Source organism: Salmonella sp. NW645 (assembly GCF_051703725.1).
GTDB lineage: Bacteria > Pseudomonadota > Gammaproteobacteria > Enterobacterales > Enterobacteriaceae > Salmonella > Salmonella enterica.
Map to the genome: position 1 here is coordinate 61,011 of NZ_JAMMKR010000006.1, position 22,464 is coordinate 83,474.

Sequence of the window (22,464 nt, forward strand, 5' to 3'; positions counted from 1 at the left end):
AACTATCCCCTGATTTTTATCCTGAAGACGAAGCTAACCCATGATGAATGATTCTTTCTGCCGCATTATTGCGGGTGAAATCCAGGCAAATGCCGGGCAGGTTGAAGCTGCCGTTCGCCTGCTTGACGAAGGGAACACCGTGCCGTTTATCGCACGTTATCGTAAAGAAATCACCGGCGGTCTGGATGACACGCAGTTGCGTAACCTGGAAACGCGTCTGGGCTATCTGCGTGAGCTTGAAGACAGGCGTCAGGCCATCCTCAAGTCCATTTCCGAACAAGGCAAACTGACCGATGAGCTGGCTGGCGCTATCAACGCTACGTTAAGTAAGACCGAGCTCGAAGACCTCTACCTGCCCTATAAACCTAAACGCCGCACCCGTGGACAAATCGCCATTGAAGCCGGCCTTGAGCCGCTGGCCGATCTGCTCTGGAACGAACCGTCCCACGATCCTGACGTGGAAGCGGCAAAGTACATTGATGGCGACAAAGGCGTGGCGGACACGAAAGCCGCGCTCGACGGCGCACGCTACATTCTGATGGAGCGCTTTGCCGAAGACGCCGCATTGCTGGCGAAAGTGCGTGATTACCTGTGGAAGAACGCCCATCTGGTCGCCACGGTCGTGAGCGACAAAGAGGAAGAAGGGGCAAAATTCCGCGACTATTTCGACCATCATGAGCCCATTGCTAACGTCCCGTCTCACCGTGCGCTGGCCATGTTCCGTGGTCGTAACGAAGGCATTCTGCAACTTTCGCTCAATGCCGACCCACAGTTTGATGAGCCGCCGAAAGAAAGCTACTGCGAGCAAATCATCATGGACCATCTCGGCCTGCGGCTAAATAACGCCCCGGCGGATAGCTGGCGCAAAGGCGTAGTGAGCTGGACGTGGCGTATCAAAGTCTTAATGCACCTCGAAACCGAACTGATGGGCACCGTGCGCGAACGTGCGGAAGATGAAGCGATTAACGTGTTTGCCCGTAACCTGCACGACCTGCTGATGGCAGCCCCCGCAGGCCTGCGCGCCACGATGGGCCTTGATCCTGGCCTGCGTACCGGCGTAAAAGTCGCTGTCGTTGACGGCACCGGCAAGCTGGTGGCGACGGATACCATTTATCCGCATACCGGTCAGGCGGCCAAAGCGGCTACCGTGATCGCCGCGCTGTGCGAAAAATACCACGTCGAACTGGTCGCGATTGGCAACGGTACGGCCTCGCGTGAAACCGAACGCTTCTATCTCGACGTACAGAAACAGTTCCCGAACGTGACGGCGCAGAAAGTGATCGTCAGCGAAGCGGGGGCGTCCGTGTATTCCGCTTCTGAGCTGGCGGCGCAGGAGTTTCCGGATCTCGACGTCTCCCTGCGCGGCGCGGTCTCTATCGCGCGTCGTCTGCAGGATCCGCTGGCGGAACTGGTGAAAATCGATCCGAAATCCATCGGCGTCGGCCAATATCAACACGATGTCAGCCAGACCCAGTTGGCGCGTAAGCTGGATGCGGTGGTCGAAGACTGCGTAAACGCCGTCGGCGTCGATTTGAATACCGCCTCCGTACCGCTGCTGACCCGCGTCGCGGGCTTAACGCGCATGATGGCGCAAAACATCGTCGCCTGGCGCGATGAGAACGGTCAGTTTCAGAACCGCCAGCAACTGTTGAAGGTGAGCCGTCTGGGGCCGAAAGCGTTTGAGCAGTGCGCGGGCTTCCTGCGTATTAACCACGGCGATAACCCGCTGGATGCCTCCACCGTCCACCCGGAAGCCTATCCGGTTGTCGAACGCATTCTGGCGGCGACGCAGCAAGCGCTAAAAGATCTGATGGGCAACAGCAACGAATTGCGTCACCTCAAGGCCGCTGATTTTACCGACGATAAATTCGGCGTGCCGACCGTGAGCGATATCATCAAAGAGCTGGAAAAACCGGGCCGCGACCCGCGTCCTGAATTTAAAACCGCGCAATTCGCCGATGGCGTCGAAACCATGAACGACCTGCTGCCGGGGATGATTCTGGAAGGGGCGGTCACTAACGTCACTAACTTCGGCGCGTTTGTCGATATCGGCGTTCATCAGGATGGCCTGGTGCATATCTCCTCGCTCTCGAATAAGTTCGTTGAAGATCCGCACACCGTGGTGAAAGCGGGCGACATCGTGAAGGTGAAAGTGCTGGAAGTGGATCTGCAACGTAAGCGTATTGCGCTGACGATGCGTCTGGACGAACAGCCCGGCGAAACCGCCGCTCGCCGCGGCGGCGGCGCCGATCGCGCTCAGGGCAACCGCCCGGCATCTAAAGCGGCGAAACCGCGCGGTCGTGACGCCCAGCCAGCTGGTAACAGCGCCATGATGGACGCGCTGGCAGCCGCAATGGGAAAAAAACGCTAATCGGGTAATACGCAGGCCGGGTTACTTCTTATCCGGCCTGCGATTTTGCAATACGTCCAACCCTTTCTTTTTTAATTAACAATTAAATCTTACCCATTAGAACCTGTTAATTAATTTTCTTCTGCTATCCGCACTATTAATTATCACTTTATTAACAGATGAAACCTTAATTAAACATTAAAAACGGTGAATATTTGCACATCAGGGGTATTTGCAAAAAGACAAATAAATGTTGAGCCATATCAACATCGGCGCAAATTATCGCTTATTTGTACATTCCGTCACATTTTAATCGTTGAAGATAGAAACCATTCTCATTATCATTGTGTTGTTGATTATTTACTCTTTCCTTCGTTGGCTAAACATCGGGTCTCCTGCCGCCCCCCTGAGCGCCGCATGAGGTATACATCCAGTTAGTAAGAAACAAGTAGGTCGTATGCAATTCACTCCTGACACTGCGTGGAAAATCACCGGCTTTGCGCGTGAAATCAGCCCGGCGTATCGTCAAAAACTGCTTTCGCTCGGCATGTTGCCCGGCTCTTCATTTAATGTTGTCCGCGTCGCGCCCTTAGGCGATCCGATCCATATCGAAACACGACGCGTGAGTCTGGTTTTGCGTAAAAAGGATTTGGCGTTAATAGAAGTGGAAGCGGTTTCCTGTTAATACAGTGAGTCTATAAAAATGAAAAAATTAACCATTGGTTTAATTGGTAATCCTAATTCCGGCAAGACCACCTTATTTAACCAACTCACCGGCGCGCGTCAGCGCGTGGGGAACTGGGCGGGCGTCACCGTCGAGCGTAAAGAGGGCCAGTTCGCGACAACTGACCACCAGGTCACGCTGGTAGATTTACCCGGCACCTATTCTCTGACGACCATCTCGTCACAAACCTCTCTCGACGAACAGATCGCCTGCCACTACATCCTGAGCGGCGACGCCGACCTGTTGATAAACGTTGTAGACGCCTCCAATCTGGAGCGCAACCTCTATTTGACGCTGCAGCTGCTGGAGCTGGGTATCCCCTGTATTGTCGCGCTCAATATGCTGGATATCGCTGAAAAACAGCAGGTTCGTATTGATGTCGACGCTCTGTCCACGCGTCTGGGTTGCCCTGTCGTACCGCTGGTATCGACTCGCGGTCGCGGTATCGAGGCGCTGAAACTGGCCATTGACCGTCACAACGCTAACGACAACGTCGAACTGGTGCATTATGCCCAGCCGCTGCTGCGCGAAGCGGATTTCCTGGCCGACGCGATGGCCCAGGAGATGCCTTTACAACAGCGCCGCTGGCTGGGTCTGCAAATGCTGGAGGGCGATATCTACAGCCGGGCTTACGCAGGCGAGGCGGCGCAAAACCTGGACACCTCCCTGGCCCGTCTGAAGGACGAAATGGACGACCCGGCGCTGCATATCGCCGACGCCCGTTATCAGTGTATCGCCGCTATTTGCGACGTGGTCAGCAATACCCTGACAGCCGAACCCAGCCGCTTCACCAGGGCGGTCGATAAAATTATCCTGAACCGCTTCCTCGGCTTACCGATTTTTTTGTTCGTGATGTACCTGATGTTCCTGCTCGCCATTAACATCGGCGGCGCGTTGCAACCCCTGTTTGATGCCGGTTCCGTCGCCATCTTTATTCATGGCATTCAATGGATTGGCTACACGCTGCACTTCCCGGATTGGTTAACCATCTTCCTGGCGCAAGGTCTTGGCGGCGGGATCAATACCGTCCTGCCGCTGGTGCCGCAAATCGGGATGATGTACCTGTTCCTCTCTTTCCTTGAAGACTCCGGTTATATGGCGCGCGCGGCCTTCGTCATGGATCGCCTGATGCAGGCGCTGGGACTACCGGGTAAATCCTTCGTGCCGCTGATTGTCGGCTTCGGCTGTAACGTACCTTCCGTGATGGGTGCCCGCACGCTTGACGCTCCGCGCGAACGCCTGATGACCATCATGATGGCGCCGTTTATGTCCTGTGGCGCGCGCCTGGCGATTTTCGCCGTCTTTGCCGCCGCCTTCTTCGGGCAAAACGGCGCGCTGGCGGTCTTCTCGCTGTACGTGCTGGGTATTGTCATGGCGGTATTAACCGGCCTGATGCTGAAGCATACCATTATGCGCGGCGAAGCCTCTCCGTTTGTGATGGAGCTGCCGGTTTACCACGTCCCGCATATCAAGAGCCTGATCATCCAGACCTGGCAACGCCTGAAAGGTTTTGTACTACGCGCCGGTAAAGTCATTATCATCGTGAGTATTTTCCTGAGCGCGTTTAACAGTTTCTCGCTGAGCGGCAAAATCGTCGATAACATTAATGACTCCGCCCTCGCCTCCGTAAGCCGCATCATCACGCCAGTCTTTAAACCGATCGGCGTCCATGAGGATAACTGGCAAGCGACCGTGGGTCTGTTTACGGGCGCTATGGCGAAAGAAGTTGTCGTCGGTACGTTGAACACGCTCTACACCGCCGAAAATATTCAGGACGAAGCGTTTAATCCTGCCGACTTTCACCTCGGCGATGAACTGCTGGGCGCGGTTGACGATACCTGGCAAAGCCTGAAAGACACCTTTAGCCTGAGCGTACTGGCTAACCCGATCGAAGCGAGTAAAGGCGACGGCGAAATGGCGACCGGCGCGATGGGCGTGATGGGTCAAAAATTCGGCAGCGCCGCAGCGGCGTACAGTTACCTGATTTTCGTCCTGCTTTACGTACCGTGTATCTCGGTAATGGGCGCTATCGCCCGCGAGTCCAGCCGCGGCTGGATGGGCTTCTCCATCCTGTGGGGGCTGAATATCGCCTATTCGCTCGCCACGCTGTTCTACCAGGTTACCAGCTTCAGTCAACACCCGACATACAGCCTGATCTGTATTCTGGCAGTGATCGTCTTTAACGTTGTGGTGTTAAGCCTGTTGCGCCGCGCCCGCAGCCGTGTAGACATTGAACTGCTGGCAACCCGCAAAAACGTCAGTTCCTGTTGTTCGGGCACTGCGGGCAATTGTCACTAAGGGATGTAAAAAATGGCTTCATTGATACAGGTTCGCGATCTACTGGCGCTACGGGGGCGTATGGAGGCAACGCAAATCAGCCATACGCTGCACGCTCCGCAGCCCATGATCGACGCCATGCTGAATCAACTGGAGATCATGGGTAAAGCGGTACGTATCCCGGAAGAACCGGACGGCTGCCTTTCAGGCAGCTGTAAAAGTTGTCCGGAAGGTAAAGCCTGCCTGCGCGAATGGTGGGCCTTGCGTTAACCTTCGCCGGGTAGCGACGTAACGCGTCCTATCCGGCCTTTATTCCGCGTTATGTTGCCCGGTACGCGTCACGCTGCCGGGCAATTTTGCGTCATGCCTTCCACAAAGATGAAAGCGTTACCGCCGTGCGCATTTATCTCCCCATGCGCCTCGCAAGCGCACTAATCCTCTACTGCAATCAGCACGGTCTGCGCGTAGTGTCACGCCATTGAACTTCACTGATGACGGATCGATATGGCGACCTCAACAACATCCACGCCGCATGACGCGGTATTCAAACAGTTTTTATGCCACCCCGATACTGCACGGGATTTTTTGGAAATTCATCTCCCGACGACATTACGTCAAATCTGTAATCTGAATACGTTACGGCTGGAGTCCGGTAGCTTTATTGAAGAGGATTTACGCCCCCATTATTCCGATATTATTTGGTCGCTGGAAACAAGTGAAGGTGAAGGTTACATTTACGTGGTTATTGAACATCAGAGTACGCCGGACGCGCATATGGCATTTCGGCTGATGCGTTACGCGATGGCTGCAATGCAACGGCACCTGGAGGCCGGGCATAAGACGTTGCCGTTAGTGGTGCCAATGCTGTTTTACCACGGAAACCGAAGCCCGTATCCGTTCTCATTATGCTGGCTGGATGAATTTGCCGACCCGGTGATGGCGCGTAAGCTATACGCCACCGCCTTTCCTCTGGTCGATATTACGGTCGTGCCGGATGACGAGATTATGCGGCACCGACGGGTCGCGCTGCTGGAACTCATACAAAAACACATCCGCCAGCGTGATCTAATGGGGCTTGTCGAACAGCTGGTCGCCCTACTGGTTAAGGGATACGCTAATGACACCCAGCTTCAAAGTTTGTTTAATTACATGATGCACACTGGCGACGCCGCGCGCTTCAATACGTTTATCCGCCAGGTGGCTATGCGTATCCCACAGCATAAGGAGAAGATCATGACTATCGCAGAAAGATTACGTCAGGAAGGGCATCGTAACGGGTTACAGAAAGGGCTACAGCAAGGCAAACAGGAAGGCCAACGGCTCGCCGCATTGCGCATTGCCCGCTCCATGCTAAACGATGGTTTCGATCGCGATACCGTGCTTAGGGTTACCGGGCTGGCGCCTGCCGATCTGGCATCTGAAAACCATTAATCTGGCAGAATGGTCCGGGCCCGGCAACGCCCTGGTTACAGCGATGATTTTAGCGTCATCAGCGCCTGACAAAACGCCGCCGGATGCGAGATAAACGGCGCATGGGCCGCCTTCGCCATTATCTGTGATGTACTGTGCGGCCATAACGTATCGAGCAAAGGCACAATTTTACGCGGCACCAGACCGTCCAGATAACCATACAAACGCAAAAACGGCATGTTCACATTTTTAAGCGCTTCTCGTAGATCGACCGTTTTTAAGATTTCCAGTCCGCCATTGAGCACGTCTACATCCGGCATAGGCTGCGCCAGCACCACGCTTTTTAAGGTGCGGGCATCCTGACGCGCCGTCTCCGTCCCTAACGTTTGCAGCGCCAGAAAACGCTCCACCGTGCGCTGAAAATCGTCGCTAAGCTGCTGCTGGAATCCACCGAGGATTTCCGGTTTTATTCCCGGCCACCCCTCACGCGCGCTAAAGCATGGCGAAGAGGCGACTGTCACCAGCGCCTGAACGCGTTCAGGGTGGGTGAGCGCCATCTGACTCGCCACCAGGCCACCCAGGCTCCAGCCAAGCCAGATAGCCTGGTCCGGCGCGTTTTTCGCTACCTGCGCCGTCATCTCTTCAAACGTCATAGCGCCAAACCCCGAACTACGGCCATAGCCCGGCAAATCGACCAGATGCAGCGTAAAATGCGAGCCGAGTTCCTCGCGAATGCAATGCCATACCTCCGCGTTCAATCCCCATCCGTGCAGCAGCACAAGATGACAATTTCCCTCGCCGTAGGTCTGCCACCAGATGTCATTCATCAGTTACTGTTCTCTTTTGTCTAACAAGGATGCACCTATGCTAACAGTACCGGGATTATGCTGGCTATGCCGAATGCCGCTGGCGTTAAGCCACTGGGGGATTTGTTCCGTATGCGCGCGCGCCGTTCGTCAGCGCGTCAGCCTGTGTCCGCAATGCGGATTACCTGCCGCGCATCCTTCGCTCCCCTGCGGTCGCTGCCTGCAAAAACCACCGCCCTGGCAGCGTCTGGTGAGCGTCAGTGACTATACGCCGCCCTTGAGTTTACTGGTGCATCAGCTTAAATTTACCCGCCGCAGCGAAATTGCCGCCGCTCTGGCGCGTCTACTGTTGCAGGAAGTACTCATGGCGCGCCGCAGCACTGGCTTGCAGCTTCCCGATAGAATCGTCAGCGTTCCGCTCTGGTCGCGCCGACACTGGCGGCGGGGATTTAACCAAAGCGATCTGTTATGTCAACCGTTAGCGCGCTGGCTTGGCTGCGCGTGGGACAGCCAAACCATCACGCGGGTACGGGCGACCGCAACACAACATCATCTCAGCGCCAGGTTACGTAAGCGCAATTTGAAAAACGCGTTTCGCCTTGAATTGCCGGTACAGGGTCTCCATATGGTTATTGTGGATGATGTCGTCACTACCGGAAGTACCGTCGCGGAAATCGCGCAACTGCTTTTGCGCAACGGCGCAGCGACTGTCCAGGTATGGTGCCTGTGTCGAACCTTGTAGAGCCTCGATGATGGGCGTATTATAACCAACTAAAATAGTCAACTATTAGGCCATTACTATGATCCGTATTTCCGATGCTGCACAAGCGCACTTTGCCAAACTGCTGGCAAATCAGGAAGAAGGGACGCAAATCCGCGTATTTGTCATTAATCCCGGCACTCCTAACGCAGAGTGCGGTGTTTCTTATTGTCCGCCCGACGCCGTAGAAGCCACCGATACTGCACTGAAATTTGACCTGTTGACCGCTTATGTTGATGAACTGAGCGCGCCCTATCTGGAAGACGCGGAAATTGATTTCGTGACCGACCAGCTAGGTTCTCAACTCACATTGAAAGCGCCAAACGCGAAGATGCGCAAAGTGGCCGATGACGCGCCGCTGATGGAGCGCGTGGAATATGCTCTGCAATCGCAGATTAACCCACAGTTGGCGGGCCACGGCGGTCGCGTCTCGCTGATGGAAATTACCGATGAAGGCTATGCAATTCTGCAGTTTGGCGGCGGTTGTAACGGTTGCTCGATGGTTGACGTCACGCTGAAAGAAGGGATCGAGAAACAGTTGCTGAATGAATTCCCGGAACTGAAAGGGGTTCGCGATCTGACCGAACACCAGCGCGGCGAGCACTCATACTACTAAGATTTTCCCCGCATCCATGCCCGATGGCGCTTGCGCCTGTCGGGCCTTGTCTGCCCCACCGTAGGCCGAATAAGGCGTCTACGGTGCCGTCCTGTGCCATCAGCCACATCTCAGAGCAATGGTCCTTCTTCTTTCGCCGATAACATGACCTGTGTCTCATAATTTAAATTTTGCCTGCCAGGGTCATTTTCAACACCCATATGTTACCCGTATCATTCTTATGGGCACCTAACATCCATATAACATCTGACTACGCTCATTCGTTTCAACGGTAATCAGTATTGGTGCTATTGCGACTCTGTTCCCGTCGGGAACAACAGGAATTTGTCGTCGAAACAATGACGTTACCCATAACAAAGTAAAGGCCAGGTAAATCATGCCATTAGTCATCGTTGCTATCGGTGTTATCTTGTTACTTCTTCTGATGATCCGCTTCAAAATGAACGGATTTATCGCCCTTGTCCTGGTAGCGCTCGCTGTCGGGTTGATGCAGGGAATGCCGCTGGATAAAGTCATCGGCTCCATCAAAGCCGGTGTCGGCGGTACGCTTGGCAGTCTGGCCCTGATTATGGGGTTCGGCGCCATGCTGGGCAAAATGCTTGCCGACTGCGGCGGCGCTCAACGTATCGCCACTACCCTGATCGCGAAATTTGGTAAAAAGCATATTCAGTGGGCCGTAGTGTTAACCGGCTTTACCGTCGGCTTCGCTCTGTTCTATGAAGTGGGCTTCGTTCTGATGCTGCCGCTGGTATTCACCATTGCCGCAGCGGCGAATATTCCGTTACTGTACGTCGGCGTGCCGATGGCCGCGGCGCTCTCCGTCACACACGGTTTCCTGCCGCCGCACCCGGGCCCAACCGCGATCGCCACGATTTTCCATGCCGATATGGGTAAGACGCTGCTGTTTGGTACGATTCTGGCAATCCCGACCGTGATCCTTGCCGGCCCGGTTTACGCCCGTTTTCTGAAAGGCATCGATAAGCCGATCCCGGAAGGCCTGTACAGCGCGAAAACTTTTACGGAAGAAGAGATGCCGGGCTTTGGCGTCAGCGTCTGGACGTCGCTGGTTCCGGTGATTCTGATGGCGATGCGTGCGGTTGCCGAGATGATTCTGCCAAAAGGCCACGCTTTCCTGCCCGTTGCCGAGTTCCTGGGCGACCCGGTAATGGCTACGTTAATTGCCGTACTGATTGCGATGTTCACCTTTGGCCTGAACCGCGGGCGTTCCATGGATCAGATTAACGATACGCTGGTCTCTTCCATCAAAATTATCGCCATGATGCTGCTGATCATCGGCGGCGGCGGCGCGTTCAAGCAGGTGCTGGTCGATAGCGGCGTGGATAAATACATCGCTTCAATGATGCATGAAACCAATGTCTCTCCGCTGTTGATGGCGTGGTCTATCGCGGCGGTGCTGCGTATCGCGCTGGGCTCCGCGACTGTCGCGGCGATTACCGCAGGCGGCATTGCGGCGCCGCTGATCGCCACTACCGGCGTTAGCCCTGAACTGATGGTTATCGCGGTCGGTTCCGGGAGCGTGATTTTCTCTCACGTTAACGATCCAGGCTTCTGGCTGTTCAAAGAGTATTTCAATTTGACTATCGGCGAGACCATTAAATCCTGGTCGATGCTGGAAACGATCATCTCCGTCTGCGGCCTGATCGGCTGTCTGCTACTGGGTATGGTGGTTTAAGCGAGGCGGCTTGTAGGCCGGATAAGGCAGCAATGTGCGCCAGGATTGCCTGATGGCGCTACGCTTATCAGGCCTACGTGCTCTCTCCATAACAAAGCCGGGGAAATCCCCGGCTTTATTACTTCTTCTTCGCGGCCGCTTTTCGGCGCTTATCCAAATCCTTAATTAGCTTGTTTACGCCCTCATCGGCAAACATGGCCTCAAGAGATGCAGACAATTTCCGCCGCCAGTTTTTATACTGATCGCTGGTGCCCGGTACGTTAACCGGATCGGCCATATCCAGCCAGTCCTCCGGCTGAAGCCCCAACAGACCGCTGTTACTGTCGGCGATGTAGCGCTGAAGTCCGCGATTTAGCGTTGGCGTCATCGACATTAACGATGCCTTATGCCCGGCGCGTTTTGGCAGACAGCCATATTTATGCAGCGCGTCCAATAGCCCCTGTTTCGCCCGCTCGCGATCCTCATACAGCCCGCGCAGAATCACTTCATCCGGATAAAGCCCCAGAGCTTTGCCCAACGTCAGGTCACCGCATTCCCAATAGCCGCGCAGCGTGGGGAGATCGTGCGTCGAGGCGACAGCCATCGATTGTTGCGGATATGCGCCTGGCGCGCGGAAGTTTTTCTCAAGGTCATTTTCAAACCACAGCACTTTATAAGAATAGACCCCGCTATCGCGCAGCTTGCCGACAATCTCAACTGGCACAGTCCCCAGATCTTCGCCTATCACCATACAGCGGTGACGTTGGCTCTCCAGCGCCAGAATAGCCAACAGATCGTCAACCGGATACTGAACATATGCCCCGCGATCCGCGGTTTCGCCATACGGTATCCACCACAGACGCAGCAACGACATGACATGGTCAATGCGCAACGCGCCGCAGTTTTGCATATTGGCGCGCAGCAGGTCGATAAAGGGTTCATAGGTCCGGGCGACAATGATATGCGGGTCCATTGGCGGCAGCCCCCAGTTCTGACCGAGCGGGCCGAGGATATCCGGCGGCGCGCCGACAGATGCTTTCAGGCAGTACAGCTCCCGGTCGCACCAGGTTTCCGCGCCGCCTTCCGCTACGCCAACCGCCAGATCGCGGTACAGACCAATCGGTAGTTTAAAACTCTGGCAGGTATCCCAGCAGGCGGCGAATTGGCGCCAGGCCAGCCACTGAAGCCAGAGGTAAAACTCCACCTCTTCGCGGTGCGCTTCACAGAATTGTTTTACAGCGGGAGACTCTACCGACTGGTACGCCTCCGGCCAGGCTGGCCAGCCCCAGCGCTGCTCATCCTCTTTCACCTGATACGCATGCAGCGCGTCGAATGCCGCCTGCCAGTAAAGGCTCTCGCCTTCACGGGCGATAAAGTGACGAAACTCCGCCATTTGCGCATCGTCGCGAGCGGCAAAGCGCGTCCACGCCATCCGAAGCGCCGTGATTTTCAGCGCGGTAACGGTAGCGTAATCCACCCATTGCGCATCGCGCGCCTGCCGCAGCTTTTGCTGTGTGGCGGGCATTTGCCACCATGCCTGCGCCTCTTCGCTCAGGCGGAAATCTTCGACGGCATTGACGTCGATATATATCACGTTCAGCCAGCGACGAGACGAGGGGCTGTAGGGACTGGCGCTCTCCGGATTCGCCGGATAAAGCGCGTGGATCGGGTTCAGGCCGATAAACGCGCCGCCGCGTGTCGCCACATCGACCAGCATCGACTTTAAATCGCCGAAATCGCCAATACCCCAGTTTTTTTCTGAACGCAGAGTATAAAGCTGGACGCAGGCCCCCCACAGTTTTTTCCCTTCCAGTAACGCCTGCGGCTCATAGCATCGCGGCGGGGCGACGATAATACGGCAGTGCGTACGCTGTTCATCCTGGGTCAACGTCAGGGTGTGGTAGCCCTCCGGCAATGTAGCCGGAAGGTTAAGTTTTTTACCGCCCGTCACGCGCCCTTTGTAATGCACGCCCTCTTCCGTAGTCAGCAGCCAGGCAAACTCACCGCGCCCCTCTACCGGCAACGCCATTTTTTTACCCGCGGTATAAACCTTCACATTCGGCACGACCGCCTGTGGTCCTGTTGTCGTGCCGTGCATCGCCGCCAGCAAACGTCTCTTGGTTTCAGCGCCAATAGACTGCGGTTTGCCATGAGCATTGATGTAACTGGGGCTGATCCCCGCCGCCAGCGCGGCACTATCGAGACGTTTATTTTCCATCGCGCTCCCTTAGCGTTTTGCCTGCCAGATACGGGCCTGATAATCGCGAATAGAGCGATCGGAACTGAACATACCGCAGCGCGCGGTATTGAGGATCGCGGCGCGCGTCCACGCTTCCTGGTCGCGATACAGTGCATCCACCTGCTTTTGCGCCTCGACATAAGCGGCGAAGTCCGCCATGACCAGGTACGGATCGCCCCCCTGTTTGCCGAGGCTATGCAGCATCTGGTCAAAGGCATGTTTATCGCCATCGCTGTATTGACCGCTTTCCAGCTCTTTTAGCACCGCATCCAGCACTTTGTCTTTTTTACGCCATTTCACCGGATCGTAGCCTTTGGCTTTGAGCGCCTTGACCTCTTCCACAGTATGGCCAAAGATAAAGATATTCTCTTCACCCACCTTCTCAGCGATTTCAACGTTAGCGCCGTCCAGCGTTCCCACTGTCAACGCCCCGTTCAGCGCCAGTTTCATGTTGCCGGTGCCGGACGCCTCTTTCCCGGCAGTGGAAATTTGCTCGGAAATATCCGCCGCCGGAATGAGCATTTCCGCCGCCGAGACGCAGTAATCCGGCAGGAAAACCACCTTCAGCTTATCACCCACCGCCGGGTCGTTATTAATGGCTTCCGCAACCTTATTGATAGCAAAAATGATGTTCTTCGCCAGGTAATAGCCCGGCGCCGCCTTCGCGCCAAACAGGAATACGCGCGGTACGCGGTCGGCCTGCGGGTTTTCGCGGATCTCTTTGTACAGCGCCAGAATATGCAACAGATTCAGATGCTGACGCTTGTACTCATGCAGGCGTTTGATCTGAATATCAAAAATCGCATGGCTCGAAATCTCAATCCCGGTACGGGCCTGGATAAATTTCACCAGCCGTTCTTTGTTCGCCCGTTTGATGTCGCGATACTGCTGACGGAACTTCGCATCGTCAGCGTATTTTTCGAGGTTGCTCAACTGGTCGAGATCGTTAGCCCACTCTTTTTTCAGCGTTTTATCCAGCAACGCCGCAAGCTGCGGATTGCACTGTTTGATCCAGCGACGCGGCGTAATGCCGTTGGTGACATTGTGGAATTTGTTCGGCCAAAGCTGGTGATATTCAGGGAACAGATCTTTCACCACCAGATCGGAGTGCAGCGCCGCCACACCGTTGACCGCAAAGCCACTGACCACGCACATATTGGCCATGCGCACCTGACGGTCATGCACCACCGCCAGTTTTGCCCATACCTGCTTATCGCCAGGCCAGGTGTTATCGACCAGCGTCTTAAAGCGGTCGTTAATCTGCTTGATAATCTGCATATGACGCGGCAGCAGCGCTTTCACCAGCTTCTCATCCCAGCACTCCAGCGCTTCCGGCATCAGGGTGTGGTTGGTGTAGGCGAAGGTTTTGCTGGTGATAGCCCAGGCGTCATCCCAGCTCAGCTGGTGCTCGTCAATCAGCACGCGCAGCAGTTCAGGGATGGCAATAGTCGGGTGGGTATCATTTAGCTGAATGACCTCATAATCCGCCAGCTCATGCAGTTTGCGTCCGGCCAGATGATGGCGACGCAGAATATCCGCTACCGAGCAGGCGCACTGGAAGTATTGCTGCATCAGACGCAGTTTTTTGCCCGCCGTGTGGTTATCGTTGGGATAAAGCACCTTCGTCAGTTTTTCCGCATCGATACCCTGCTGTTCCGCCCGCAGGAAAGCGCCGTCGTTGAATTTGGTCAGATCAAACGGATGCGCGTGGGTCGCCTGCCACAAACGCAGCGGTTGCGCGACACCGTTACGATAGCCTAACACCGGCAGATCCCAGGCCTGGCCTGTAATCACAAAACCTGGCTCCCAGCGCCCTTCTTTGGTGACTTTACCGCCGATCCCAACCTGGACGTCCAGCGCCTCGTTGTGGCGGAACCACGGATAGCTGCCGCGATGCCAGTCATCCGGCGCTTCCATCTGCTTGCCTTCAACAAATGACTGACGGAACAGCCCATACTGGTAGTTCAGACCATAGCCCGTAGCGGACTGCCCGACGGTGGCCATCGAATCGAGGAAGCAGGCGGCCAGACGTCCCAAACCACCGTTGCCGAGCGCCGGATCGACTTCCTCTTCCAGCAGATCGGTCAGATTAATATCGTGCGCTTTCAGTACATCGCTAACGTCCTGGTACCATCCCAGATTTAACAGGTTATTTCCCGTCAGGCGACCAATCAAAAATTCCATCGAAATGTAGTTCACATGACGCTGGCCTTTTGTCGGCTGCGCTACCGGTTGCGCGCTCAGTAATTCCGCCAGCGCGCCGCTAACGGCCTGCCACCACTGACGAGGCGTCATGTCGGACGCCGACAGTAAACCGAAACGCTGCCACTGACGCGTCAGGGCGGCCTGGAATTGATCTTTATTGAAGGTTGGCTGTGACATAGGAAATCCGTCCTCGGGTAATAAAACAACGTTATCGCTAGTTTGCCAGGCTCGATGTTGACCTTCCTCCTCCCGGCAATGATTAGGGAGGGAGGAGGAGCGGGGATGAGCATAAAAGTGTGATCGCCGCCACTTACCCCTGTATAAACGCGCCGATTCCTGTCAACGACACTCAGTGTTACGCATAATCAAATGAATAAACAGAAATAACAGTAAATCGCGAAGGGGTATTTTCGAAGATTATATGAACGCCGAAATAGTTTCTTATCTGAAATATTCAGCGGCGGGAGATTCACTAACTAAACATAATTAATTAAACGCCTGGTATCGTCATTGTGTTAAATCCGCATCATGTCCAGGACATTATTTACAATAACGAAAATATGACCTCAGCCCAGCTCTGACGCTCGTTTCAACCGCGCTGAATACTTTTTTAATACCGTTATTTAGAATTGTGACAGAGTGCAAATTCAGACACATAAAAAGTCTGCTTAGCTTGCATTAAAATGCTTTCTGGCCGACCTTATATCTATTAATTACGAAGCGCAAAAAAAATCGCAGTTCCCCCCATTTCCCACAGTGAAGTGATTGCTATGTTGATTCCGTCTAAATTAAGTCGTCCGGTTCGTCTCGACCATACCGTGGTTCGTGAGCGGCTGTTGGCTAAACTTTCCGGCGCGAACAATTTCAGGCTCGCCCTGGTAACCAGTCCTGCTGGCTATGGGAAAACCACGCTTGTCTCACAGTGGGCGGCGGGCAAAAATGAATTAGGCTGGTACTCTCTCGACGAAGGCGATAACCAGCAAGAGCGGTTCGCCAGTTACTTAATTGCCGCAATCCAACAGGCCACCGGCGGACACTGCTCTACCAGCGAAGCGATGGCGCAAAAACGTCAGTACGCCAGCCTGACGTCCCTCTTCGCACAGCTCTTTATTGAACTGGCGCAGTGGCATCGCCCGCTTTATCTGGTGATTGACGACTACCATTTGATTACCAATCCGGTGATTCACGACGCGATGCGCTTTTTCTTACGTCATCAGCCGGAAAATTTCACCCTGGTGGTGTTATCGCGTAATTTACCGCAACTGGGCATCGCTAACCTGCGCGTGCGCGATCAGCTGTTGGAAATCGGTAGCCAGCAGTTGGCTTTTAACCATCAGGAAGCAAAGCAATTTTTTGACCGTCGTCTTTCGTCGCCCATTGAAGCCGCTGAGAGCAGCCGCATGTGCGACGATGTTGCCGGTTGGGCCACTGCGCTACAGTTGATCGCCCTCTCCGCGCGCCAGAACCATACCTCTGCGCATCACTCCGCCCGCCGTCTTGCTGGGATTAATGCCAGCCACCTTTCTGATTATCTGGTGGACGAAGTACTGGATAACGTGGATGTCAGCACCCGACATTTTTTACTTAAAAGCGCGATCTTACGCTCAATGAATGACGCGTTGATCGTGCGTGTGACCGGCGAAGAAAACGGCCAGATGCGGCTGGAGGAGATTGAGCGCCAGGGGTTATTCCTACAACGCATGGACGACACGGGCGAGTGGTTTAGCTATCACCCGTTGTTTGGTAGCTTTCTGCGCCAGCGTTGCCAGTGGGAACTGGCGGCGGAACTGCCGGAGATCCACCGCGCGGCCGCAGAAAGCTGGATGGAACAAGGTTTTCCCAGCGAAGCTATACATCATGCGCTGGCGGCGGGTGACGCGCAAATGCTGCGCGATATCCTGCTTAATCATGCGTGGGGGCTGTTTAATCACAGTGAACTGGCGCTGCTGGAAGAGTCATTAAAAGCGCTGCCGTGGGAAAGCCTGCTGGAAAATCCGCGGCTGGTGTTGTTACAGGCCTGGCTGATGCAAAGCCAACACCGCTACAGCGAAGTGAATACGTTGCTGGCGCGCGCCGAGCAAGAGATCAAAGGGGTCATGGACGGCACGCTACATGCTGAATTTAACGCGCTGCGCGCTCAGGTCGCCATCAACGACGGCAATCCGGAAGAGGCAGAGCGGCTGGCGAAACTGGCGCTGGATGAGCTTCCTCTCGCCTGGTTTTATAGCCGCATTGTCGCGACCTCCGTTCACGGCGAAGTGCTGCACTGTAAAGGCGATCTCAGCCAGTCTTTATCGCTGATGCAGCAAACCGAACAAATGGCGCGCCATCATGACGTCTGGCATTACGCGCTATGGAGCTTAATTCAACAAAGTGAAATTCAGTTCGCCCAGGGATTCCTGCAGGCCGCATGGGAAACGCAGGAGCGAGCCTTCCAGTTGATCAAAGAGCAACATCTGGAACAACTGCCGATGCATGAGTTTCTGGTACGTATCCGCGCGCAATTGCTGTGGGCATGGGCGCGCCTTGACGAAGCGGAAGCCTCGGCGCGCAGCGGTATCGCTGTGCTGTCCACCTTCCAGCCGCAACAACAGTTGCAGTGTTTGACGCTACTGGTGCAGTGCTCGCTGGCGCGCGGCGATCTGGATAATGCCCGTAGTCAGCTTAACCGACTGGAAAACTTATTAGGCAATGGCCGTTATCACTGCGACTGGATCTCTAACGCCGATAAAGTGCGTGTCATTTACTGGCAGTTAACCGGCGACAAGAAATCCGCCGCCAACTGGTTACGTCATACGCCAAAACCGGCGTTTGCCAATAACCATTTTCTGCAAGGCCAGTGGCGGAATATCGCCCGCGCGCAGATCCTGCTGGGCGAATTCGAGCCTGCGGAAATCGTGCTGGAAGAGTTAAATGAGAATGCCCGTAGCCTGCGCTTAATGAGCGATTTAAACCGCAATCTGCTGTTACTCAATCAGCTTTACTGGCAATCCGGGCGGAAAAACGATGCCCAGCGCGTATTGCTTGATGCCTTACAGCTCGCCAACCGCACCGGATTTATCAGCCATTTTGTGATTGAAGGCGAAGCCATGGCGCAACAATTGCGTCAGCTTATCCAGCTCAATACGCTGCCGGAGATGGAGCAGCATCGCGCGCAGCGCATCCTGCGAGAGATTAACCAACATCACCGGCATAAATTCGCCCATTTTGACGAAGGCTTCGTCGAGCGCCTGCTTAACCATCCGGATGTCCCGGAGCTTATTCGCACCAGCCCGCTCACCCAGCGTGAATGGCAGGTGTTAGGGCTTATCTATTCCGGTTACAGCAACGAACAGATTGCCGGCGAACTGGCGGTGGCCGCGACCACCATTAAGACGCATATCCGCAACCTCTACCAGAAACTCGGCGTCGCGCACCGTCAGGACGCGGTACAGCACGCGCAGCAGTTGCTGAAGATGATGGGGTACGGGGTTTGACGTGTGCCTGATGAGCTTATCAGGCCTACGATCACGCGCAGAGTGTAGGCCTGATAAGACAGTCTCTTTAGCACAGCTCTAATTGAATATGGTGGTCGGCAATCACCTGCATCACGCCCGGCGGCGGCAGGGTATCGGTGTAGACCGCATCGACCATACTAATGCTGCCCATGTTTACCATCGCGTTACGGCCAAATTTAGAGTGATCCACCACCAGCATCACATGGCGCGAATTTTCGATAATCGCGCGCTTGGTGCGTACCTCATGGTAGTCAAATTCCAGCAACGAGCCGTCGCTATCAATACCGCTAATACCGAGAATGCCGAAATCGAGACGGAACTGGGCGATAAAGTCCTGCGTCGCTTCGCCAATAATGCCGCCGTCGCGGCTGCGGAGTTCACCGCCGGCGAGGATAATACGAAAATCCTCTTTCGCCATTAGCGTGTTCGCTACGTTCAAATTGTTGGTCACGATCCGCAAATTACTGTGCCCTAACAGGGCGTGCGCTACGGCTTCCGGCGTCGTGCCGATATCAATAAACAGCGTTGAACCATTGGGGATCTGGGCCGCGACTTTGCGAGCGATGCGCTCTTTTTCTTCCGTTTGCGTCGCCTTACGATCGTGCCACGGCGTGTTCACCGAGCTGGAGGGCAACGCCGCGCCGCCGTGGTGGCGCAAAATCATATTCTGTTCCGCCAGATCGTTAAGATCCCGACGAATGGTTTGCGGGCTGACAGAAAAATGCTCCACCAGCTCTTCCGTACTGACGTACCCCTGTTTTTTCACCAGTTCAATGATCGCGTCATGCCGTTGTGTTTGTTTCATGAATAATCTCTGAAAGTAACCAACCTTGCGCCGGATAGCGGCATTCGCCCTACCCGGCCTGGAAAAATATCTCGACCACAGGCCGGATACGCCTCACGTTCGTTTTCGCGCATTCAGCGTATCAACAAAGGCCATCGCTAAACCGACGATAAGCCCGGCGATGTGCGCGCCGTTCGCCATAGACATGCCAAACCAGTCAAACCAACCAGCGACTATCCACAATAATGCAAAAATAATTAAGCCGCGCTGGAGGTAAATTCCGCTTTGCGGATCGCGCTCTCCGCGCAGCCACACGTAACCCATCAGCGCATAGACGACGCCAGACAGCCCGCCAAACCACGGGCCGCTAAATTTCTGCTGTACATAGCCGCTTAGTAGCGCGCTTATCACCGTAATGACGATTAATTTACCGCTGCCCAGGCGCTTCTCTACCGCCCCGCCGAGATACCACCACCACAGCAGGTTAAAAAGAATATGCATCAGTGAGAAGTGCATAAAGATATGGGTGAAGTAGCGCCAGAATTCAAATTTTAAAACCGGATCGAACGGCCACGCCAGCCACACCATCACCGTCTGATCGCCGATGAGACTCATCGCGATATAGACCAGCACGCAGACGAGCATCACGATCCAGGTAACAGGGCCGGCTCGTTCACGCAGCGTGGCGAGAAAGGGAAAACGGCGATAGCGTAGTCCGCTGTTCGTCTGCCCGGACTGCCAGCTAGCCGCCAGATAACGCGGATCGCCGGGATTTTCTATAAACCGCGCCAGCTCGACCCGCACACGTTCGGCCTGCGATTCATCCGCCAACCAGATATCGCTTTGATTATGTTGCTGAATAGTAAGAATGATGCCCTGGGTGGCCATGTAATCAACAAATGCCTGCGCCACGCGAGGATTCGCAAAGGAAGTAATCATCAACATTATTGCTGTCGCTTAGTCCATACAAAAGAAGACAGTATATATACCCTTCTCGTCGGAGGCTGCATCTTTATGGGATTACGCGCCATTTGCGACATCGGCAGGGAAACGGCGATGCCAGGCCTCAAACCCGCCGTCAATGCTGTAAACCGCATCATAGCCTTGCTGGAGCAGATACTGCGCGGCGCCTTTACTACTGTTGCCGTGATAGCACATTACCATCACGGCGGTATCGAAACCATGCTCACGCATAAACGCGCCCAGCGTATCGTTAGTCAAGTGAAACGCCTGCGGCGCATGACCCATGGCATAACTTTGCGGATCGCGAATATCGACCAGCACCGCCGCGCCCTGGTGCAGTTTCTGATACGCCTCTTCTACAGTGATACATTCAAATTGTTCCATGAATCGCTCTTTCATTATTACCGGTGAAGCCAATTAAGGCATTTTATCGCCCAGTGTACGTTGACGGAGTAGCTTAACGCCATAATGTTATACATATCACTCTAAAATGTTTTTTCGATGTTACCAATAGCGCGTTTCTTTGCTATTATGTTCGATAACGAACATTTTTGAACTTTAACGAAAGTGCAAGAGGGCAGCATGGAAACCAAAGATCTGATCGTGATAGGCGGGGGCATTAACGGTGCAGGCATCGCGGCTGATGCCGCCGGACGCGGTTTGTCCGTACTCATGCTGGAAGCGCAGGATTTGGCCTGCGCGACCTCTTCCGCCAGTTCGAAACTTATCCACGGCGGCTTACGCTACCTTGAACACTACGAGTTCCGTCTGGTCAGCGAAGCGCTGGCCGAACGTGAAGTGCTGTTGAAAATGGCGCCGCACATCGCCTTCCCGATGCGTTTTCGTCTGCCGCACCGCCCGCATTTACGTCCGGCCTGGATGATCCGTATCGGTCTGTTTATGTACGATCACCTCGGCAAACGTACCAGTTTACCCGGTTCCACCGGTGTGCGGTTTGGCGCAGATTCGGTACTCAAACCTGAAATCGTGCGCGGATTCGAATACTCCGACTGCTGGGTAGACGATGCGCGTCTGGTGCTTGCTAACGCACAGATGGTGGTGCGTAAAGGCGGCGAAGTCCTTACCCGTACTCGCGCAACCGCCGCTCGTCGGGAAAATGGCCTGTGGATTGTCGAAGCGGAAGATATCGACACCGGTAAAAAATATGTCTGGCAGGCGCGCGGACTGGTTAACGCCACCGGACCGTGGGTCAAACAGTTCTTCGACGAAGGGATGCATCTGCCGTCACCGTATGGCATCCGCCTGATCAAAGGCAGCCATATCGTCGTGCCGCGCGTCCATAATCAGAAGCAGGCGTATATTCTGCAAAACGAAGATAAACGTATCGTCTTTGTCATTCCGTGGATGGAGGAGTTTTCGATCATTGGCACAACCGATGTCGAATATAAAGGCGATCCGAAAGCGGTAAAAATCGAAGAGAGCGAAATTAATTACCTGTTGAAGGTCTATAACGCGCACTTCCAGAAACAACTGGGGCGCGATGACATCGTCTGGACGTACTCCGGCGTCCGTCCGCTGTGCGATGATGAGTCCGACTCACCGCAGGCGATCACTCGCGATTATACCCTGGATATCCATGATGAAAACGGCAAAGCGCCGCTGCTTTCCGTGTTTGGCGGTAAGCTCACGACCTACCGTAAGCTGGCCGAACACGCGATGGAAAAACTGGCGTCTTATTATCCAGGCATCGGGCCGGCATGGACCAAAACGTGCGTACTGCCCGGCGGCGACATCGACGGCAGCCGCGAAGATTACGCGGCGAAGCTGCGTCGTCGTTATCCGTTCCTGACGGAATCGCTGGCGCGCCACTATTCGCGCACTTACGGTAGCAACACGGAGTGGATTCTCGGCGAAGCTACGTCACTGCTTGATTTAGGCGAAGATTTCGGTCATGAGTTTTACGAAGCGGAACTCAAGTACCTGGTGGATCACGAATGGGTGCGCCGTACTGAAGACGCTATCTGGCGTCGCACCAAAGAAGGCATGTGGCTGACCGCCGAACAGCAGTCCCGCATCACTCAGTGGCTGGCGGCGTATGTTGAGAAACACCAGCTTTCACTGGCGTCCTGAGAAAAATGCCGGATGGCGGCTAACGCCTGATCCGGCCTACAAGGATACATAAACGTAGGCCGGGCAAGCG

16 protein-coding genes are annotated in these 22,464 nt (G+C 54.8%); 10 read left to right on the forward strand and 6 right to left on the reverse strand.

Annotation, left to right across the window (positions count from 1 at the left end):
- The first annotated feature begins 40 nt into the window (after nt 1–40).
- The 5 genes from NA389_RS14085 to NA389_RS14105 all read left to right on the forward strand — a co-directional run bounded on the left by NA389_RS14085 (nt 41) and on the right by NA389_RS14105 (nt 6,782).
- Entirely contained in the window at nt 41–2,371 is a 2,331-nt protein-coding gene (locus NA389_RS14085) for a Tex family protein (protein ID WP_000980654.1), read from the forward strand.
- A gap of 436 nt (nt 2,372–2,807) precedes the next feature.
- Nucleotides 2,808–3,035: a ferrous iron transporter A gene (gene feoA / locus NA389_RS14090; RefSeq protein ID WP_001160955.1), complete on the forward strand. Its 228-nt coding sequence runs from the start codon at nt 2,808–2,810 to the stop codon at nt 3,033–3,035.
- 18 nt (nt 3,036–3,053) lie between these two features.
- Entirely contained in the window at nt 3,054–5,372 is a 2,319-nt protein-coding gene (gene feoB, locus NA389_RS14095; protein ID WP_000736971.1) for a Fe(2+) transporter permease subunit FeoB, read from the forward strand.
- 12 nt (nt 5,373–5,384) lie between these two features.
- Nucleotides 5,385–5,621 (forward strand): [Fe-S]-dependent transcriptional repressor FeoC, encoded by a 237-nt coding sequence (gene feoC / locus NA389_RS14100; RefSeq protein ID WP_000157589.1) that lies wholly within the window; start codon nt 5,385–5,387, stop codon nt 5,619–5,621.
- A 234-nt stretch (nt 5,622–5,855) separates the two neighbouring features.
- On the forward strand, nt 5,856–6,782 hold the full coding sequence (locus tag NA389_RS14105) for an Rpn family recombination-promoting nuclease/putative transposase (RefSeq protein WP_000235951.1): 927 nt from the start codon (nt 5,856–5,858) through the stop codon (nt 6,780–6,782).
- Nucleotides 6,783–6,817: 35 nt separating this feature from the next.
- On the opposite strand, the gene bioH is transcribed toward NA389_RS14105, so the two are convergent.
- Complete coding sequence (bioH, locus tag NA389_RS14110; RefSeq protein ID WP_000998138.1) at nt 6,818–7,588, reverse strand: pimeloyl-ACP methyl ester esterase BioH; 771 nt, start codon at nt 7,586–7,588, stop codon at nt 6,818–6,820.
- 37 nt (nt 7,589–7,625) lie between these two features.
- Between bioH and gntX the strand changes: the two genes are divergently transcribed.
- The 3 genes from gntX (at nt 7,626) to gntT (ending at nt 10,636) form a co-directional block, all read left to right on the forward strand.
- Nucleotides 7,626–8,309 carry a DNA utilization protein GntX gene (gene gntX / locus NA389_RS14115; protein ID WP_000958733.1) on the forward strand — a complete coding sequence of 228 codons (684 nt, stop codon included), beginning with the start codon at nt 7,626–7,628 and terminating at the stop codon, nt 8,307–8,309.
- A 58-nt stretch (nt 8,310–8,367) separates the two neighbouring features.
- The gene (nfuA, locus tag NA389_RS14120) at nt 8,368–8,943 is read left to right on the forward strand and encodes a Fe-S biogenesis protein NfuA (protein WP_000619387.1); all 576 of its coding nucleotides are present in this window, start codon (nt 8,368–8,370) and stop codon (nt 8,941–8,943) included.
- A gap of 376 nt (nt 8,944–9,319) precedes the next feature.
- On the forward strand, nt 9,320–10,636 hold the full coding sequence (gntT, locus tag NA389_RS14125) for a gluconate transporter (RefSeq protein WP_001131741.1): 1,317 nt from the start codon (nt 9,320–9,322) through the stop codon (nt 10,634–10,636).
- Nucleotides 10,637–10,754: 118 nt separating this feature from the next.
- On the opposite strand, the gene malQ is transcribed toward gntT, so the two are convergent.
- Nucleotides 10,755–12,833, reverse strand: a complete 2,079-nt coding sequence (gene malQ / locus NA389_RS14130; RefSeq protein ID WP_000428720.1) for a 4-alpha-glucanotransferase — start codon at nt 12,831–12,833, stop codon at nt 10,755–10,757.
- Between the two features lie 9 nt (nt 12,834–12,842).
- Entirely contained in the window at nt 12,843–15,236 is a 2,394-nt protein-coding gene (gene malP, locus NA389_RS14135; RefSeq protein WP_000082247.1) for a maltodextrin phosphorylase, read from the reverse strand.
- 593 nt (nt 15,237–15,829) lie between these two features.
- Here malP and malT point away from each other — a divergent pair.
- A complete protein-coding gene (gene malT, locus NA389_RS14140; protein WP_000907030.1) occupies nt 15,830–18,535 on the forward strand; it encodes an HTH-type transcriptional regulator MalT in 2,706 nt (901 codons plus the stop codon).
- 67 nt (nt 18,536–18,602) lie between these two features.
- Here the strand turns inward: malT and NA389_RS14145 are convergent, their stop codons facing one another.
- The 3 genes from NA389_RS14145 to glpE form a co-directional block, all read right to left on the reverse strand.
- Entirely contained in the window at nt 18,603–19,361 is a 759-nt protein-coding gene (locus NA389_RS14145) for a DeoR/GlpR family transcriptional regulator (RefSeq protein WP_000815084.1), read from the reverse strand.
- A 93-nt stretch (nt 19,362–19,454) separates the two neighbouring features.
- Nucleotides 19,455–20,285 carry a rhomboid family intramembrane serine protease GlpG gene (glpG, locus tag NA389_RS14150; RefSeq protein WP_000928694.1) on the reverse strand — a complete coding sequence of 277 codons (831 nt, stop codon included), beginning with the start codon at nt 20,283–20,285 and terminating at the stop codon, nt 19,455–19,457.
- 75 nt (nt 20,286–20,360) lie between these two features.
- Nucleotides 20,361–20,687, reverse strand: coding sequence for a thiosulfate sulfurtransferase GlpE (gene glpE / locus NA389_RS14155; RefSeq protein WP_000434523.1), 327 nt, complete (start codon nt 20,685–20,687; stop codon nt 20,361–20,363).
- Nucleotides 20,688–20,885: 198 nt separating this feature from the next.
- Between glpE and glpD the strand changes: the two genes are divergently transcribed.
- Nucleotides 20,886–22,394, forward strand: a complete 1,509-nt coding sequence (gene glpD / locus NA389_RS14160; protein WP_000448178.1) for a glycerol-3-phosphate dehydrogenase — start codon at nt 20,886–20,888, stop codon at nt 22,392–22,394.
- The last annotated feature ends 70 nt before the right edge of the window (nt 22,395–22,464 follow it).